At 61.6% G+C, this 18347-nt stretch carries 13 protein-coding genes; 4 read left to right on the top strand and 9 right to left on the bottom strand.

The window, feature by feature from the left end:
• Positions 1–197 precede the first annotated feature (197 nt).
• Complete coding sequence (gene hisF / locus AC07ZH_RS04010; RefSeq protein ID WP_495198644.1) at positions 198–983, bottom strand: imidazole glycerol phosphate synthase subunit HisF; 786 nt, start codon at positions 981–983, stop codon at positions 198–200.
• Between the two features lie 250 nt (positions 984–1233).
• Between hisF and AC07ZH_RS04005 the strand changes: the two genes are divergently transcribed.
• The 4 genes from AC07ZH_RS04005 to AC07ZH_RS03990 all read left to right on the top strand — a co-directional run bounded on the left by AC07ZH_RS04005 (position 1234) and on the right by AC07ZH_RS03990 (position 5233).
• Positions 1234–2238, top strand: a complete 1005-nt coding sequence (locus tag AC07ZH_RS04005; RefSeq protein ID WP_495198643.1) for a DUF4434 domain-containing protein — start codon at positions 1234–1236, stop codon at positions 2236–2238.
• A 108-nt stretch (positions 2239–2346) separates the two neighbouring features.
• Positions 2347–3516 (top strand): acyl-CoA dehydrogenase family protein, encoded by a 1170-nt coding sequence (locus AC07ZH_RS04000; protein WP_495198642.1) that lies wholly within the window; start codon positions 2347–2349, stop codon positions 3514–3516.
• 29 nt (positions 3517–3545) lie between these two features.
• Positions 3546–3779: an acyl carrier protein gene (locus AC07ZH_RS03995; RefSeq protein ID WP_495198641.1), complete on the top strand. Its 234-nt coding sequence runs from the start codon at positions 3546–3548 to the stop codon at positions 3777–3779.
• Between the two features lie 14 nt (positions 3780–3793).
• Positions 3794–5233: an AMP-binding protein gene (locus AC07ZH_RS03990; protein WP_495198640.1), complete on the top strand. Its 1440-nt coding sequence runs from the start codon at positions 3794–3796 to the stop codon at positions 5231–5233.
• Here AC07ZH_RS03990 and AC07ZH_RS03985 read toward each other — a convergent pair.
• The 8 genes from AC07ZH_RS03985 to wecB are packed head-to-tail and all read right to left on the bottom strand — an operon-like array spanning position 5223 to position 18048.
• Positions 5223–5885: an alginate O-acetyltransferase AlgF gene (locus AC07ZH_RS03985; RefSeq protein WP_495198639.1), complete on the bottom strand. Its 663-nt coding sequence runs from the start codon at positions 5883–5885 to the stop codon at positions 5223–5225. The genes AC07ZH_RS03990 and AC07ZH_RS03985 overlap by 11 nt on opposite strands.
• Positions 5886–5923: 38 nt before the next feature.
• Positions 5924–7507 carry an MBOAT family O-acyltransferase gene (locus AC07ZH_RS03980; protein ID WP_495198638.1) on the bottom strand — a complete coding sequence of 528 codons (1584 nt, stop codon included), beginning with the start codon at positions 7505–7507 and terminating at the stop codon, positions 5924–5926.
• Between the two features lie 7 nt (positions 7508–7514).
• A complete protein-coding gene (locus tag AC07ZH_RS03975; protein WP_119109465.1) occupies positions 7515–8621 on the bottom strand; it encodes an alginate O-acetyltransferase AlgX-related protein in 1107 nt (368 codons plus the stop codon).
• Between the two features lie 5 nt (positions 8622–8626).
• Complete coding sequence (locus AC07ZH_RS03970) at positions 8627–9616, bottom strand: alginate O-acetyltransferase AlgX-related protein (RefSeq protein ID WP_495198637.1); 990 nt, start codon at positions 9614–9616, stop codon at positions 8627–8629.
• 40 nt (positions 9617–9656) lie between these two features.
• Positions 9657–12890 (bottom strand): NfrA family protein, encoded by a 3234-nt coding sequence (locus tag AC07ZH_RS03965; RefSeq protein WP_495198636.1) that lies wholly within the window; start codon positions 12888–12890, stop codon positions 9657–9659.
• Positions 12891–12919: 29 nt separating this feature from the next.
• On the bottom strand, positions 12920–14623 hold the full coding sequence (locus AC07ZH_RS03960) for a glycosyl transferase family protein (protein WP_495198635.1): 1704 nt from the start codon (positions 14621–14623) through the stop codon (positions 12920–12922).
• Positions 14624–14650: 27 nt separating this feature from the next.
• Positions 14651–16861 (bottom strand): hypothetical protein, encoded by a 2211-nt coding sequence (locus AC07ZH_RS03955; protein WP_495198634.1) that lies wholly within the window; start codon positions 16859–16861, stop codon positions 14651–14653.
• On the bottom strand, positions 16858–18048 hold the full coding sequence (gene wecB, locus AC07ZH_RS03950; protein WP_495198633.1) for a non-hydrolyzing UDP-N-acetylglucosamine 2-epimerase: 1191 nt from the start codon (positions 18046–18048) through the stop codon (positions 16858–16860). Before wecB ends, AC07ZH_RS03955 begins: the two co-directional genes overlap by 4 nt.
• Between the last annotated feature and the right edge of the window lie 299 nt (positions 18049–18347).

Here is an 18347-nt window from a genome sequence, read left to right as displayed (position 1 = left end):
AGTGTCGTGAATTGGAAGTAGGTTGAAAAAGTGAAAGCTGTCGAAATCGGCGTCAGGCAAGGCGCAAACCACAGCGATAGCCGAAGCTATCGCGAGGATTTGCAACGCGGCATGGCGGCGATTCTCGGCAGCTTTCTGAAACGAACTTCCAACTCACGGCACTAGGGCCGTATTTCTATTGAAATTTTGGCTGCGGGCTATGCCGCCAGACGAACCGGAATCCCGCGCGCCGCCATCGCCCGCTTCGCTTCTTGCACCGTGAACTCGCCGTAATGGAAGATGCTCGCGGCCAGCACCGCGTCGGCGCCGCCGATCTGGATGCCATCGCACAAGTGTTCCAGGGTGCCAACGCCGCCCGACGCAATCACCGGCACGGAAACCGCATCGCTCACCGCACGGGTGAGCTCCAGATCGAAACCGGCCTTGGTGCCGTCCCGGTCCATGCTGGTGAGCAGAATTTCACCCGCGCCGCGTGCGGCCATGTCGCGCGCCCAGGCGACAGCGTCAAGCCCGGTGTTCCTGCGCCCACCGTGGCTGTAGACATCCCAGCCAGCGCCGCGCGCGGCCAGGTCTTCGCCCTGGCGGCGTTTGGCGTCAATGGCCACCACGATGCACTGCGCGCCGTAGCGGTCGGACACCGCATTGATGACGTCCGGGTTGGCAATGGCGGCGGAGTTGAAGCTCGTCTTGTCGGCACCGGCATTGAGCAGCCGGCGCACATCTTCCACCGTGCGCACGCCGCCCCCTACGGTGAGCGGAATGAACACCTGGCTGGCCACAGCCTCAATAATGTGCAGGATCAGGTCGCGATCGTCGCTGGTGGCGGTGATATCGAGGAAGGTCAGTTCATCTGCCCCCTGGGCGTTGTAGCGCGCAGCAATCTCCACCGGATCGCCGGCGTCGCGCAGTTCGACGAAGTTGACACCCTTGACGACGCGGCCACCGGTGACGTCCAGGCAGGGAATGATGCGTTTGGCAAGCATGGCGGGATAACTCTGGCGGTTGAAAGCGAGGCGCGCAAGATAGCACGCGGCGCAGCATGGGACTGACGACTGTGCACCTTCATTGATCAGGCGCCAAGGGGGCCGCCCCGTTCGCCCTGTCGAATGGCTTCCACCAACAGCGCCCAAACGGAATTTCAAACTTCACAAGGCAGAGTCAACAAGGCAACGCCCAGCAGGTCGCACAAGATGTGGCTATGCTGAGCGATCTTGCCTCTGATACGCAATCTAGATGCCCAATTACACCACCCCTTTGATAGATCCCGACACGCAATTGAATCGCCGCACCTGGCTGGCAATGGCTGCCACCTCGCTGCTTGCGGCCTGCAGCAGTGGTGGTGGTACTGCAGAGAAGTTCCAGGCCACCTTTCTTCAGCCATGGCAAAACTATGAAACGCTGTCCCTCGCGGAGTGGCAACGGCGCCTCAAAATCATGCACGACCTGGGGTGCAGCGAAATCATCTTGCAATGGAGCGCGATTTATGGCGGCAGCTACCCATGGGCCATGCCAGACGCACTGATCCAATTGCTGTTTGACGAAGGCGGCAGTAATGGCATTGGCATTCGGGTCGGCCTGCCGTACGACGAGGGCTGGTGGAATGCCCTGCGCAGCGATAACGCACAGAGTTTGCCCGACTTCCTCGCCAGCACCCAGGCGCGTTGCGTTCAGACTCTGGAGGAAAGTCGGTGGCCAGCGCAAGCGGGATTCCGTGGCTGGTACCTCCCTTACGAACTGGACCAGTACAACTGGGCGACACCCGAGCGAAGGGCGTTGCTCCTTCCGTGGCTGAGCGCCATTGCTGCCGCGTCCAGCAAGAGCTCCACACAACCACTTGCGTTGTCCACTTTTTACAGCACCTTGCCAACCACTGGCACTTTGGCGGGGCTGTGGACCGACATCCTGGATCAAGTGGCATTGCGCCCCATGCTGCAGGATGGCGTTGGCGTGGCAGGCCTTGGCAATTACGCGGGATTGGAGCCCTTGCGCGTCCTGTTGCGCGAGCGTGCCATCCCCTTTGACCTGATCGTCGAATTATTCGAGCAACTGCCGCCCTTGCCCAATACCAACAATGCCTTTCGCGCCAAGGCCGCTTCGGGCGATCGCATCAACGCACAAATGGCCATCGCACGCTCCTATGGCGCAGACCGAATCGTAGCCTTTGCCATTGATCCCTGGTTGATCACGACTTCCGATAACGAGGTAACGTTTCCCTATTCCTGGGGCGCGCAGGTCTAGCCATCACGGTCGCTGCCCGATGGTAAGCGGCCTCAATGTCTAGACGCAGTCTTGCCGATCTTTGGTCACCCAGGGAGAATGCCGCAACTTTCCCTAAGCACTATTTGCATGAGTTCCACCACCGCAGAGTCTCCAACAGCATTCGCAGCCTCTGCTGCCGCCACCACCGCCGCCATCGCAGCGGAACACGCCGACGCAGTCGACAGGGCAGGACAGTTGCCACACCATGCACTGGACTCCCTCCGTGCGGAAGGCCTGCTCGGGCTATTGGTGCCGCACCGCTATGGTGGACCAGGCCTGTCGCTGCGTGAGGTTACGAATGTGTGCAGGCGCTTGGCCGAAGCTTGCAGCTCTACCGGGCTGATCTTTGCAATGCACCAGTCGCAAGCTGCCGTGGCCATTGGCCATGCCCAGGACAGTGAGTGGCACCACCACCTTCTTGAGCGCATGGCCCGCGAGCAATGCCTGATCGCGTCGGCAACGACGGAAGGCGCAACGGGTGGCGCTATCCGCCACAGTGCCTGCTTTCTTGATGCGCGCGAAGATGGGCTGCATCTGGACAAATTCGGCTCCGTCATTTCCTACGCGCATGCGGCCGACATTTTCCTGATCTCCGCCCGGCGCTCACCAGAGGCTGCGGCATCAGATCAACAATTGGTAGCTACCTTGCGCGAGCAAACCACGCTCGCCAGCACCAATACATGGAACCCCATTGGCATGCGCGGCGCCTGCACCCAGCGCTTTAATCTACATTCCCACTGTAGCCAAGAGCAGGTTTTCCCAGACCTCTTCGCGCACGCCATGTCGCAAACGCTTTTGCCTACCTCGCACATCTTGCTGGGCGCCGTCTGGCTGGGCATTGCATCCTCCGCACTGGCGCGCGCACAGGCATTCCTGCGCGCACGCAATCGCGCAGGCGTGCCGCTCAACCCGATCGCCAATCTGCGCCTTGCCGAGGGCGAAGCACTGGTGCAGCAAATGCGCGCCATGATTGCGGCGAATCTGGATCTGTACGAAGGCGCAAGTTGCAGCGCTTCGGCCACCGACCGCATGGTCAGCTACAACACGCTGAAGGTCGGCGCATCCGAGTTGGTAGTGCGCATCACCGATGTCGCGCTGCGCATTTGCGGTATCCAGGGCTACATGGAAGAAGGCGAGTTTTATCTCAGTCGCCATATCCGTGACGCCCACTCTGCAATGGTGATGGTCAACGACGACCGCATTCTCGGCAGCCTCGCCAGCGTGGTGCTCGGCGTGCCCATCACACGCAACGTCTGAACACCACCCCACCACCCATCTCACTGCCCATGACCTCCTCCGAAATCGAAGCCCAGCTGGCCGACATGATCCACGCGACCATTCTGAAAAAAGTTGACCCTGACACCTTGCTGCTGGAATCTGGACTGCTCGACTCTGTCGCTGCCGTCGATCTGATGCTGGCCATCGAGGGGCGCTTTGGCTGTACCGTGCCACTGACGGAAGTGGAGGAGCACCTGCACTCACTTCGCACTCTGTCCACCTACGTGGCGGCGCACTGCTGAAATCATCGGCTCCCATGCATTTCGATTTTGATTCTGGCAGTTTCGTTGACCTGGAAATTCGACCGGACGCAACTGCCGTCATTGCCCACGATCGGCACCTCAGCTGGCGTGAACTTCAATCAGAGGCCCTGGCCTGGTGCGCACAGGCACGTGCCTTGGGCCTGAATGCCGACACCCCCATCGTCATCCGTGGCCACAAGCAGTCGGCCTTTTTCGTGGCGCTCACCGGGGCGCTGATGCTGCGGGCGCCGTTTGTGCCAGTGGATGCCGTATATCCGCAAAAACGTCTGCAAAGCATCCTGGACATCCTCGACGCCAGCCTGCTTTACGACACCGCCAGTGCTCAATTCGAGGTCGTTCGCCCCGGGCCCGCGCCCGTGATGGAAGAGAAGGCCTTGTGCTACATCATGTTCACTTCGGGCACGACCGGGCAACCCAAGGGGGTGCAGATTGGCCGAGAGAGCGTGCAAACGTTCATCGAATGGATGCGCCTGGATTTCGATCTGGGAGCGCGCCCCGTTTTTCTCAACCACACGGTCTTCAGCTTCGACGTATCGCTCTACGACGTGTTCGGCACGCTTGCCATGGGCGGCAGCATCATGATGCTGGACCGCGATACGGCGGCGTCACCGCTGAAGGTCGCTGCGCTCATGGAAGAGCACCAGGTCACGACCTGGGTGTCCACGCCCTCCTTCGCCCAACAGCAACTCCCCAATCCAGGCTTCAACCAAACAGCGCTGCCGTCGCTGCGAACGCTGCTGTTTTGCGGGGAGCCACTGCCGGTTCCGTTGGCGCGTGCACTGCGCAAACGCTTTCCAGATCTGCCCATCCTCAATACCTACGGCCCCACGGAGGCGACGGTGGCCACAACATTGCTGCGCGTCGAAGACGTCCACCTCGCCAACGACGCCGTTATGCCCATAGGGCGTGCCAAGCGCGGCAGCGCCGTGTACTGCGACGGTGGAGAGCTGTGCATTGCGGGGCCGCACGTCATGCGGGGCTACCTCAACCGGCCCGATCTGAATGCCACTCGAATGTTCGAGCGCAATGGCGAGCGCGGCTTTCGCACGGGAGACTTGGGCGCCGAATCCGAAGACGGCATGCTGTACTGCCAAGGCCGTATCGACGACCAAATCAAACTGCACGGTTACCGCCTGGAGTTGCTGGAGGTAGACGCCGCCCTGGCCACGCTACCGGGCGCACGCCCTGCCGCCGCCATCGCCCTACGCCGTGCCGATGGAGCCGTTGCGCGCTTGGTCGCTTTTGTAGAGATCGGCTCTGATGGCCCCAACCTGCCACCAGAGTTGGCTGACTGGAAAACGCTGCTCGCCAGCAAGATTCCGCACTACATGCTGCCGACAGAACTGCTGGCTTGCGAGCGTCTGCCTGTCTCCGTGAACTACAAGGTGGACCGCAAGCAGCTTGCTGCGCTCTACCAGTCGCTCAACGCTTGAAGACATCGGTGCGGTTGGTCTGAATGACCAAAACCGGCGCCTGTGCCGTTCCCAAAAGGAACAGGCTCAGATGGTCCCCCGGCTGCAGTGCGGGGAGTTGCTGCGCTGGCGTGCTGACCTGTCCACACTGGGCAGCAACGGCTGCACGCACCGGGTTGACCGAGCGCGCCGCCGAACCGTTGGCCGCGACCGATCGAAACACCGGCGTGCCCGACGGCGAGAGCGACAGCGCAGCCTCCGGACACGCACGCGCCAGGTTGTAGAAGCGCAGTTCTGCCTTTAGCGCGTCTTCGGTATCGGTCGTATCGTCCACGGGGGTAACCGCATAGCGCTTGCCGCTACGGCGCAGTACCAAGGTATGAAAACTATCGGGCCGTACCTGCAGCCCGGTGATTTCTGTATCCCCAACCTGTACTGAAAAATCCTGCCCGCCGTGCACGATGGCATAGCTTCCTGCGGGGGTTTGGCCGCCAATGCTCTGCACGGAGCCTTTGGCCACGCGCACGGCGAGCGCTGGCGCTTCTGGATTCACCACCCGCACATAGGACGACCCAGCCGGCGGACGCGCTGCGTAAAGCTGCGACAAAACCCCCTCCTGCGCCGCTGCCCGACCGCAGGCGGCAATCAACACCAGCACAAGGGCATGGTGCACCCGATCAAAAAAACGAGTTTTTTTAGTAAAGCAAAACATCAGAATTGGAAGTAGAGAAACCGGGTTTCCCGGTGGAGATGGATCAGGCAGAAAAAGAGCGTCACCAGCAGCACCCCCAGCCAAGGGAGGCTCGGCTTCCAGCGCAGCCAGCGCACCCGCGCCTCATCCGTGCGTGCGAGCGCTGGCGAGAAACGCCCCAGAATCTGGTGGGTATTGGGCGCCAGCCATACGATGAGCAGCAACAGCACCAAGTAAACAGCCAGCAAGTTCCGCCCCAGCAGCAATCGCCAACCCTCTATTCCTCCCACCTCACGCAGGAGGCCACCTGGCCACTGCCAGGCTTCAAACCCCTGCAAGCCGGCCATGCCCTGCAGCAACGCCACGGCGTCGTGCACGCCCGCGGCACGGAAAAACGCAAAGGCAGCCACCACGGCAACAAAGGTCAGCAGCACACAGGTGCTGCGCCACAGCCACTGTGTCCAGGCGCGCTGCAGTTTCAGGCGGCTACCCACCGCAATACGCCAGCCATGGTTCACGCACAGGTAGGCGCCATGCAGCACGCCGTAAATAAAGAACTGCAGGCCAGCGCCGTGCCACACACCGGCCAGCGCCATGGTGTAGAGGGTTGGCGCGGCAACCATGAGCGCAAAACCTGTGGGTGTCCGGCTGCCCACAGACCCGACCGCCAGACCCCGGCGGCTGCGCCAACGCGAGATCTGCATTGCCATGGGGTAGTACAGGTAGGCGGTCAGGTAGCGCGTCAGCGTCATATGCCAGCGTGCCCAGTAATCGATGATGCACACGGCCTTGTACGGCGAATTGAAGTTCAATGGAAAACGAATGCCAAACATCTTGGCCAGTCCGAGTGCCATGTCGGAGTAGCCCGAAAAGTCGAAATACAGCTGCATGGCATACGCCAGACTCGTAGCCCAGGCACCCCAGAACTGAAGGCCTTCTGGAGCCATGAAACCTGCGTCGGCATACGGTGCAATGCTGTCCGCAAACAGCACTTTCTTCGCAAGCCCCATAAGAAATAAGGCGCCGCCAATGGACAGATTTTCTGCCCTGAACCGATAGTTTTCGGGTTCGGCAAACTGCGGCATCATTTCCTTGTGGTGCAACACCGGCCCGGCAATCAGATGCGGGAAGAACGTGACGAAAAGGGTGTGCTTGAGCAAGCTGGGGGATGCCACCAGGCCAGCCCGGCAATCAAGCAGATAGCCAATCTGTGTGAAGGTAAAAAACGAAATCCCGAGGGGCAACAAGATGCTGTCCGGCGAATTCGTGTACAGACCAAAGCCCTGCAGTGCTGCGATCAGACTCACGAGGTACTTGTAATAAATAAGCAGCAACAAATTGCATGCCACGCCGAAGGCCACTATCCAGCCCTGGCGTTTTTTCTGTCCAGCATGGCGCAGCACGTAGAGGCTGACCACATAGTTGAAAAGAATCGAGGTGACAAGGAGCACGACAAAGCGTGGGTTCCACCACCCGTAAAACACAAACGAGGCAAGGCATAGCCAAATTGCCGCCCACTTCAAGCGAATCGATCCCAGCAGGTAATAGCCGCCCAGCGCCACGGGCAGGAACAGAAACAAAAAGAGGTAAGAGTTGAAAAGCAAGGCTGCCTCAGTGCATGGCGGCCCACGCGCGCTGCTCTTGTGCGGACAGCGGTAGTGACAACGAGAGTTCCGAGAACACCCACACCGCCACCTTGAGGCTGTGGGGCCAGCGGTCCTGGCGCGCCAGCGCGTCAAGCATGGCACCGGAGAAATAGCCGCCGTCCTGGCTTAAATTCCACACCTCGCGACCCAGACTGCGGCCCAGGCGATCGGCAAATTCACTGCGCAGGCCATTGGAATCGCCCACCAACAGCACCTCGACTGGCGCCACATCGTCCAGCAAGCCCCCGCGGCGCTGCGCTTCCAGGTGCGTGGGAAGGAACTGCTCCACAGGCGGGCGCCAACCGATGGGTGCCTGCGCCAGATCAGCCAGCACTAGCAGATCACCCATGCGCACCTCAGGCTTGGGACCTGCACTTTCGACGAACTGCGTCTCGCCTTTGCCACCCAACAGCGGAAGCAGTGCATCGCCTATGCGATCCGCCGCCACCTGTGCGCCAGCGGGTGCCATGTGCACGTCGGTGCGATAGAAGGCCTGGGGCAGCGACACCAAGGGGGGCCGCAAGTCAATCAACGGGACGCCTGCTGTCGCGAGTGCGGCCTGCCACGTATTCCAGCGGGCGTGCATGAGGGGTGCCTGGTGCAGGCCGCACAAGTGTTTTGACTCGATCCGCGACTTATCGGGTACGGTGGCAACCACCAGGCGCACTCCGGCTTGTTCAAGACGCGAGGCCCAGCGGCGCATCAGGTCGATCCGCTGTGACAGCACGTGCGCCCGAGTCGGCGGTGGGCGCAAACCGTCGCGGTAAAACAGCCAGCCAGGGCAGCCTTCACGCACCTGCCGCCCAAGGTCGCCCAGCAGGCGGTAGCGCAGTGCAGCCGACCAACGGTCCATGCGGGCCTGGCCAGGCAGCGTCCCCAAGGCGGTGTTGACGAGTTTGCCCGCGTGCCCATCCACCCAGGTGGACGGCTGCCATTCGCTTGGAGCAAAACGCAACTGCGCCAGGCGCAGGGCGCCCCAGCCGAACGCAGCGGCAAGAGCGATGGCTACGGCGAAGGCAGTACGCCGGTGTCCTTCACGGTACGGTGCATCCGACGGTAGCGGCATTGCCATGGCAGCTACGCCGGCAGCGCGGCTGCGAGCCTTTGGCTCCAATCCTGCTCGGAAATGAGCGATGCGCTGTCCCAAAGACCCTTTGCATTCGGACCCAAATGCAAATTGGGTTCGAACAACTGCCAGACGACGACCTGTGGTGGCTGCGTCCGAAATGCCGAGGATTCCAGGTACTCCATCAGTACGATCCAAAATCCTACGTCACCCGGTTTCCAATTGACAGACACCGGCCGGTCAAGCAGGTTGGACAATTTTTGCGGAAAACCGAAATACGGCTGCACCATGCTGTTTCCCGTGACGTGCACCGGAGCTGGCGCACTATCGAGAAGCCCCGTTTGTTCCGTCGCTCGTCGCACCGTAAAGATTTCACGTCCCGCCGCACGCCGCTGCTCAGGAGACAGGAAACGGTCGGCCAGGTCGCCGTAGCGCCGCTCTTTGGTAATAGCGCCCAGCGCAAGGCCGGTTCCGGGCTTGCCTGCAAGTTGGGGCACCAATTGGTGAATCAGCTCCGCCGTGGCCTGCGCCGTGGCATCGGCAGCGATCTGTGTCCAGTGCTGATCCGTACGGTAGTACACCTGTTCGCCCTTGGCCTGCAGTGCACGGAACAATGCTTCGGCATCAAATCCCGGAACCTTGGCCACAGCCAGCCGGTCGCGAATGCCGGCATAGCGGCCGAGCATTTCAGGTGTCAGCGCGTCGTCTCCCACCAGCTTGTCGGCATAAAAAAGCTTCTTGCTGGGAATCACAGGCGCCACCAGCGCAATGCCCCGTGCGGCCAGGCGTCGGCGTACCTCCGCCACCCTCGCCACGGTGGCGTCAATCGCCGCCCAATCGGGTGCATCCGTGGTTCCCCAGGCAGGAAACAGGTAGTTGTCTTTGCCAATGATGGCCAGGATGTCCGGCTGCGCGTGGGCCGCACCTGCCAACCACAGTCCTAGAGGCCAACCCAGCAGGGTTCGGCGGGTGAGTACGCAAAAGGGAGCGGAATGTTTCATCGACAGATCGAAGGGAGTTCAACAACAGCGACCAGCGCTCTCAATAGGAATAGGTCAGACTCAGAAAGACCCCTCGGGCACGGTCGGTCACGCCGCCCAGGCGCCCTCGGTACTGCAAGGTGCCATCGATATAGGAGCTTTGCGCGCGGTAGTGGTCACCTTGAAGCCAGTAGCGCACATTGACGCCCACGCCTGCACCCACCGACCAGTCGCTGCCGCTCCCTGTAAGGTCAAAGCTCGCATTGCCCGCGACAGGTGAGCCGGTCACGCGGTTGCGGTTGGAGTACCAGTCGGCTGCCACCGAGACATGGGGAAAGAACACCAGGCGATCGCTGTAATCCGTGAGGAAACTGCGGCCTACACGCACCTCACCAGCGGCAAAACCCTGGCCACGCTTGAGCTTGCCGTTAGAGCTTCCCAGCACCTGGCCAGTGCTGTCGCGCAGGGTATAGGCGGTAGGCGCATCCAGCAGCGTGTAGCCCGCCTGCAGGTAGCCTTCCATGGTGAACCAGCTCTTGGTATCGATGCGCAGTCCCGTGCCTTCATAGAAACCGTAGAGCACATAGGCCTGCCAGGCGCCTGCGGCTGCATCGGTTCGGTAGTCCACCGCACTGGCCTGCTGGTTCAGCAAACAGCGCACGGCGTTGGAACTTGGGTTGAGAAGCCCTGTGCGGGTTGCATTGCCGAGGAAGAATTGCCGTTCCAGGCCAAAGGTGAGGTTCTTTTCGGCCCACGGCGTATAGCGGACACCAAGCGCGCCCGTGGTCGTGGGAAAGCCCGATGGGGCGTGCGTGCGGCTCTCCGCGACAGCTATCGCACCGCCGCCACAAGGGTCTGGCACGCTCTGCGCACCCGTGACATCGGTGCCGCTGTGCAGCGTATTCGACAAGCGCCCGTAGACATCAAAAGTGCTGCTGCTGGAATTAAGAAACTCCGGCGGTCGCCAATACGCTTCCACCGTGCTGAACTCGGAATTTCCCGGAACGGAAACAGGCTGCCCAACCAGGCCGTTCGACGGGGCACGGGCACCACGGTAGCCGACCGACGCCGTCAGCCCCCATTCGCGAGAAAAGTTGGCAATGGCGCTGCGGGTATCGAAGCGCTGCTGTTTGTCCAGCGGCAGTTTGCCTTCATCGGCGTCGTCAATCGCTTGGCGCAACATGGCAGCGGCCGGCAACCGCCGGCCTGTTGCGGCCATGGCATACGCTTCGTCGAGCAAGTTGGTGGCGGGTGCGTTTCCTGTATTGCGCGCCGCGACAAAATCCTCCAAGGCCAACAGGGGTTTCCCATTGGCCAATCGCAAATAGCCGCGCTGGCGCAGCAGGTTGGCGTCATTGGCTTGCGCGGCCAATGCCTGGTCAAGCCGTGCCATGGCCTCCTGCTGCTCCACCGGAGTTCCCGCCGCCAGCGCCGTCGTCAGCAGCGTTTGATTGCCCGCATTTTTAGGGTCTTCTGCCACCGCCTTGCGCGCCAAGGCAATCGCCTCTGGATAGCGCTTCTGGCCGTAAGCCGCATAGGCCCGCGCCGCTAGGTTGTCGGTACCAGGGGCATCCCACGGCTCCATTTCGCACACCGTTCCATAGGGCGTGTCCCGGCACAGCTGCAATGGGGCATAGGCCGTCACAGGCAGTACGTCTGCTGGTCTCCACAAGCTGCCGATAGCCTTCGCTGCCTCGCGGCGAGTCTTCGCCTGGCTGTCACCGGCAGGTAGCGGCTCCAGCAGCGCCAGCGCCCGCCCCCGTTGTCCGTTGGCAAGCGCAAGGTCGGCACCAATCAAACGGGTGTTGCGGCGCAGGGCCTCGTCGATCCAGTCCTGGGCAAGGACAGCGTCAATATCCTGCTGCGCAGCATCTCCCTGCCCCAATTGTTGGCGCAGGTACGCTCGCTGGAGATGAATGGTGGTATTTTCATCATCGTCTTTCAACGCATCGCTTGCCGCCACTTCTGCTCCTGCAATGTCCTGCGTTGCCTGCAAGGCACTGATGAGCAACAGACGATGGCTGGCGACATCCGGGGCCCGGCGCACAGCTTCGCGCGCCTCTGGCACAGCGTCCTGGGGACGGTTCGCGGCGATCGCGTCGAAAGCCTTCTGAGCGTACTGAACAGCGATCGTCTGACTGGCCACGCGCATCAAGGCTCCAATGGCATCGCGGTTGGGTGCGCCCAGCTCGATAGCTTGTTGGCCTGCAGCAATCATGTCCTCGTAGCGCTGTAGATCTTCCAGGGCATTGAGCCAAAGGAGTGCCCAATCGCCCTGGCTGGGATCCGTGCGCACGGCAATTTCTGCATTGGAAGCGGCCTCCGCGTACTTTCCGGAGGCCAGCTGCTGGAACGCGAGCGTGGCGATAGGAAAGGCCTTGCGGTATTCCGGTGTCGTAGGCACAGTGCCGGCGGCCCCTGGCGCCGACTTCAGGTTCGTAAGCGCCGCCTCCAGCTCGGGACTGGTGTAACCGTTGGTGATGGCCTGCTCGGCAGCATGCACCGCGTCGTCAATGCGCCCCAATTTCTGCAAGGCATACACGCGCAATTGGTACAAACGAATTACATCCGGACGCAGTGCCAAAGCGGCATCTGCACGTTTCAGCGCAGTTTCATAGTCGCCGCGGGCGTAGGCCTTGTAGCCTTGATCCGAAAGGTGCCACGCCCGGCCGCGCAGGCCGCCACTGCTGCGCCTGGCCCGTGCTGCTGGCTTGCTGTTGGGTTCCGCGCGCTGTGGACGCTCGATCTGATCGGGAGGCGCAATCGCGGGGAAAGGTGCCACAGGTTGAACGGGTTGCACCGGCGCATCGGGTCGCGGGGCTTGCCAAACCGGCAAGGCGGGCATTTGCAGCCTGACGTACCGCATCAAAGCGCGCTGGAAGACGTTGTCCGTGATGGTATCTGCGGGGCCAGCGCTCCAGGAGCTGTCCTGCATGTGCTCAATCTCCTGCAAAGCATGCGCAATCAACTCGGGCCCAAGCCGGTTGGTGGACAGCGGTGCGGGTGGCGCTGCTGCCAGCACTGGCTGCCCCCTTGGAGCACCCGGATGCAGCGTCAACGCGCGGGCCAGCCTCAAGCGTGCAGTCACGACCTCGCGCGGGTCACGCAGCAACTGCGCGACTTGAGGCACTTCTTGCGGAGCGTTCGGCCTGGGTGCTGGGCGCGATGGATCGGGCATCGTCATCACCATGGACATCGTGAGATGCAAGGGAATCTCGTCGCCCTGTGCCTCAGTGTCCCCGTGCTGCGAGGCGGCCCCTGCAGAAGCAAGCGGCCAAGCAAGGGCCAGCGACATGGCCAAAAGGGTGCGGCTGCACAGCGGCTTCATACGGCGACGATATCCTGCATGGCGGGGTGCGGCGGGGCCACGGGCTTGGTTTCCGCTTCTTGAAATAAGATGGCTTCTTCCAGCGTGCCTTCGTCCAGCCAGCCCTGCTCCAACAAAATGGCACCTAACGGACGGCGCGAGTCGCGCTGCATGACCAGTGCCTGCTGAAGGTGACTGGCATCAATGGCACGCCAGGACAGCAGCACTTCGCCAAGACGCTGGCGATGCCGGTCAAGTTGGTCAGCCGAGGGGAAATCGTGCATGGTCTTGTCCCAGACCAGTCGGGTGCCCAGCAATTTGTGCGACAAGAACAGGCGCCAGGCGCGGGCTGCGGCCATGGCGTTGATGAAGTTGCCTATCACCATGCGAGGAATGGACAGCAGTCCATGCTCCCACCCATACATGCTGCCAACAAAGTAGGCGCGCTGTACCACGCGCAGCAGGAGGGCGATGGCATTGAGCCCCATGATGGTCATGAACCAGCCATTGATACGGAACACGGATGGGTAGTACACCGTCCACCAGCCCAGTTGATCGGCGGCATAGAACACCAGGAAATTGAGCATCAGCAAATAGCCCAGGATGGCCACGAAAGCAGTGACCAAGCCTTTGCGATCACGGAACAACAGGTACTTGGTCGAGAGCGGGCCGGCCCAGCCGACTTGCTGCCAGCCTTGCAAACCAATACCAATGGTCCAGCGCGCCTTTTGCCGATAGGCCGCCCGGAAGTTGTCGGGGAAAAATTCACGGACGCCCAAAGGCATCTGGATGGAACCCATCTTTTCTCGCCCGAGCCCAAACCAGGAAGTGCGCCGCGTCACGTAGTCCACGTCGAATTTGCCAAAAATCTGCTTCATCCCCATGCGGTTGAGGCGCGTGCCAATGTCGTAATCCTCGGTCAAGCTCTCTACATTGAACGGCTCGTTGCTCGTCGTGGCCGTCAGCACCTGCATCGCGCTATGGGAAAAGCAGGTGCCCACGCCAGCCGACGGGACCATGCTGGAGAGGCTCTCGCGCACCACCAGATCTTTGCTGTGCCACTCCGCAAACTCATCCATGTAAGTCCCCGCGATCAGCTCGAACCAACTGCGTTCCAGCGATGTCACCGGCAGTTGGATGAAATCCATGCGCGGCAGCAGATAGTTGTAGTACTTGAGTTCCAGCGGGTGCAGCACATCTTCGCTGTCGTGCAACACGAAGCCGGCAAAAACTTGCGAGACCGCCCGTTCGTGCAGAAATGCCGCCTGCACGATCCAGTTGAGGCAATCGGCCTTGCAGGTCGGCCCATCATGCGGGACCTCGACACGCACCAGTTGCCGGTACCGCCGGCGCATGCGCTCCACCTCGGCAATGGTGCGTTCGTCGTTGCGGTAGGTTCCCACGAAGATGGTGTAGTTCGTATAGTCCAGAACCGACACCATGTTGCTGAGCATGGGCGCGATCACGTCGTATTCCAGCCACGCCGGCACCATGATCGCCATAGGTTGCTCAGCATGCGAACGCAGTTGCTCGGCCGTCAGCCGCTTGTACTGACGACGCCGCACCACGACCGTGCGGTAGATCTGCCGCACCCAGTACCAGGCGTCAATAAACAAGTCATCCAGACTAGAGAGCAGGATGACGACGCCTACCACCGCCGTCACGATTTCGAGACCGCGGTAGTAGTCGGCAAACAGATAGGGCCAGTACAGCGTGAACATGCGGTCCAGACAGGACGTAGAGCGTCGTTACTGGCTCTTTTGCTGGGAATGGCGCCGCTTGAGGCGATAAGCCCACACAAACAGCAGCAGCAACACCAGGAGCGCCGCGCTCACCAATGGCACACCCCAGGAGAAGTACCGACGCCATTCGTAGAACGCCCCCTCCCCAGCACGCGGCGGCTGGCTCGCTGAAGGGTTGCTGCTGTCCACCCAGCTCACAGGGCCTTGCGCACCAATCAAAGCAATATCGCCACGATTGAGCACAAAGGGCTTCTCTTGAACAGGTGCCTGGCCGCCCAGCGTCTGCCAATACAGCCCATCCTGATCGTGGGCGCGTGTGACTTCGACGGCACTCAGGTGCGCCAAACCATTGACATCCAGCCAAGAGGTCTTTTTGCCGTTGATGCGCAAATGGGCATCCTTGATCTCCACCCGCGCCTTGGCACCGTCCACTGGAGCCTCCATGGCGAGGAAGGGCCGGGTTGGCGTGGTAGCGGCGCCTTGCGCAGCAACGACCAGCTCGGCCCGCACGGGCGTCACGCCTGCGGCCACCGCCATGCGCACCACCCGCATCAAGCTAGCCGGCGCATCGGCAAGATACGCCTGCGGAATGATGAGTTCCGGCGTACCGGACATCAACGGGAGCAAGCCAACAAAAGTACCGTCAGGCTCGGAATCACCGCCACGCACATAACTTGTAGGCAGCACACTCACGGGAAAGGCCTGCGGCGTCTCATTGCAATCGTTCGAATAGGGCTGGCGCTGGAACGACACGCGCACCACATTACTGAGGCCAAGGGCATAGCCAGGAACGCGCGCATCCAGCCGCTCGGGATGTCCATCGGCCTGCAAGCGCCTGGCAGACAGCAACACGTTGTTCCAGAACACTGAGGCCACCGGCCGCGTGGAGGAAGCCCCGGGTGCCGCAGCCACATCCACCACCAAATCGGTGGGCATGCGGCCGTTGACCGCTACGGCGGCCAGAGGCAAAGTGGCCGTCCAGTCGCCATGCGCCAGCACGTCAAAGTTGGCATCACTGCCGCCCAGGTTCGTCAGACGCAGTGCCGCCTGGTCAATCACCTCGGGAGCATTGGCCTCGGCGATCACCACATTGCGCGCCGTCAAAGCGTTGCGCCATACATCTGCAAAGGCGCCTGCCGCTTTGGCTCCGGCGTCTTCGGCCACGACGATGACCGGATGCGCTCCCAATGTGGCCAGACGCACGCTATGCGAGGGCACCGCCGCTGCGCCCAGCGCCGTTTGCAAACTGCGCCAGGTCGCCAATGCGCGAGTGGCGTCTGGATCGGCGGAAAGCTGTGCGCCCAGCGCATCCAGCGCTGCAGCGACCTGCTTTTGCAGGGCGGGATCGGCAACAACAATATCGCCCGTTGCCAGCGACGATCCAAGAACCACCAAGGCACCGACCTCGGCCTCGTCCTTCAGCGCGTGCTTGGCCTCATTTTGGCCCAGGGCCGCGAACGCCGGCACATTGGCCAGGCCAGAAGGCAACTGCCAGCCCGTCGTATCGACCATATCGCCAGGCGACGGGAAAGACTTCACTTGGACGCGGCGATTGGCCTGCTCCAGCGCAACGCCAAGCCGCCAAGCCGTGTCGTAGGCCGTTTTGTTCAGGCTGCGCGAGGCCACCAGCAAGGTCGGGTGGGCAGGTAGAGTCAGCCAGGCATCCGCAAGACTGGTCAAGGCCGCACTGCTGAAACGGTAGTTGAATCGCGTGTCGCTCGACACAGACAACACGTTGCCCGTGGAGCGCTCCACGTCGCAAATACGCTGGCCGACATTGTTCAGCCAATCCACACGAAACCGCAGGAAGCCATTGCCGGGCTTGCTGACATCGACCTTCAAGAGCTGGCTGGCATCGCCTTCAGAGGTGTCGATGCGGCGCGAATGCACGGGTTTGCCATTGACAAACAAAAGCATGGAGGTGCGACCCTCCTCAGCCTTGTAATAGCGCCCGCGGAAATCGACGCTGGCATCGGCCAGATGCAGCGTGCGTGGCACGGGAAGGTAAAACTCCTGTCGGCTGTCATAACCGCTGAGCAGGACATCCTCACCAAAACCCAGATCGGACAAGGCAAAACTGCGGTTGACCCAGGTGTCGCCCTGCAAGCGCTGCAGCGCATCTCCGGCCGGGCTGGCCCATGCCAGAAGAGGCGCACTCAAGCCGATCAAGGCAAGCAGGCGCGAAAGACGCCGTGGGTGAGAGACGCTGGCTGTCATAGGTGAGACTCCGCAATAAAAGCGTTCATGAGAGGCTGCGATTGGGCAATCGGCCCGGGTCTGAATTCGGCAAAGGCGCGCCCGCACAAGGCATCGACGATGCGCTGGCAGGCGTGTCCGTCGCCATAAGGGTTGCCTTTGCGGCAAAACTCGGTATGCAGGGAGGCATCGTCCAGCAGGCGCGTCGCCTCGGCGGCAATGCGCTCGCGCGAGGTCCCCACCAGGCGCACCGTCCCTGCCGCCACGGCTTCCGGGCGCTCGGTCACATCGCGCATGACCAGCACCGGCTTGCCAAGGGCAGGCGCTTCTTCCTGCACGCCGCCAGAATCGGTCAGGATGAGGTAGGCGCGCCGCATCAGCCAGACGAAATCCACGTAGTCGAGCGGCTCAATCAAGTGGACATTGGCCTGACTGGCCAGGGATTGCTGCACAACATCCCGCACGTTGGGATTCAAATGCACCGGGTAAACGATTTGCACATCGTCCCGCTGTGCAAGCGCCTCCAAAGCAGCGCAGATATTGCGAAATCCTTCACCGAAATTTTCTCGGCGGTGGCCCGTCACCAACACAAGTTTTCGCTCGGCATCCAGCCAGCTGTAGCGCTGCGCCAGAGCGCGCTGGCGCTCAGCATCGGCGTCAAGCCGAGCCAGCGTGGCATTGAGCGCATCGATGACCGTGTTGCCCGTCACCCAGATATGGCCCGATACCTTTTCTTGCAGCGCTGCCTCGCGTGCCGCCGGCGTGGGAGCGAACAGCCAGGTGCTCATCGAATCGACGAGCCGGCGGTTCATCTCCTCGGGAAAAGGCGAATGCATGTTGCCGCTGCGCAGGCCGGCTTCCACATGCCCCACGGCAATGCGGCGATGAAACGCAGCCATGGCTGCCGCTGCCGCTGTTGTGGTATCGCCATGCACCAGCACGCAATCGGGCTGCTCGGCGTCAAGCACCGCACCCACAGCCGTCAGCAGCCGTGCATACAGACCATTGAGCGTCTGATTCGGCCGCATGACATCGAGTTCGTGCTGGGCCTGCAGACCAAACAGCGCCATGACCTGCGCCAGCATCTCACGGTGCTGCCCAGTAACGCAAACGCTGCTATGTAACTGTGGCTCCCGACCCAGTGCTGCCACAAGGGGAGCCATCTTGATGGCTTCGGGACGGGTACCGAAAATTGAAAGAACGCGCATTCGAGGAGTCAGTCGCTAGGGCCTCACAGACTGCTCCCCGGAGGGATGCGACAGCGCGCAAGACCACCACCACATGAAATGGGGCCACTTGCGTGAACCCCGTGGGCGGAACGATCTGCGCCGTCTGACCCTCGATGCACATATCTTAACAAATGTATCTGACCGTGCGCAAGAGTCCCTCAAATCGTGAACAAATTGCAACAACGTTAACACTTTGCCGACAAATAGGCGGCAACCCATCGCTTAGAGAGCCTCCGCACGAATCGCGTGGCAAGTGGGCGCTGCGGATCGGGATGAGC

The organism is Simplicispira sp. GW247-4R2A (assembly GCF_059424465.1).
The sequence above is the reverse complement of the archived record's forward strand: the minus strand, read 5'-3'. Positions and strand labels throughout refer to the sequence as shown.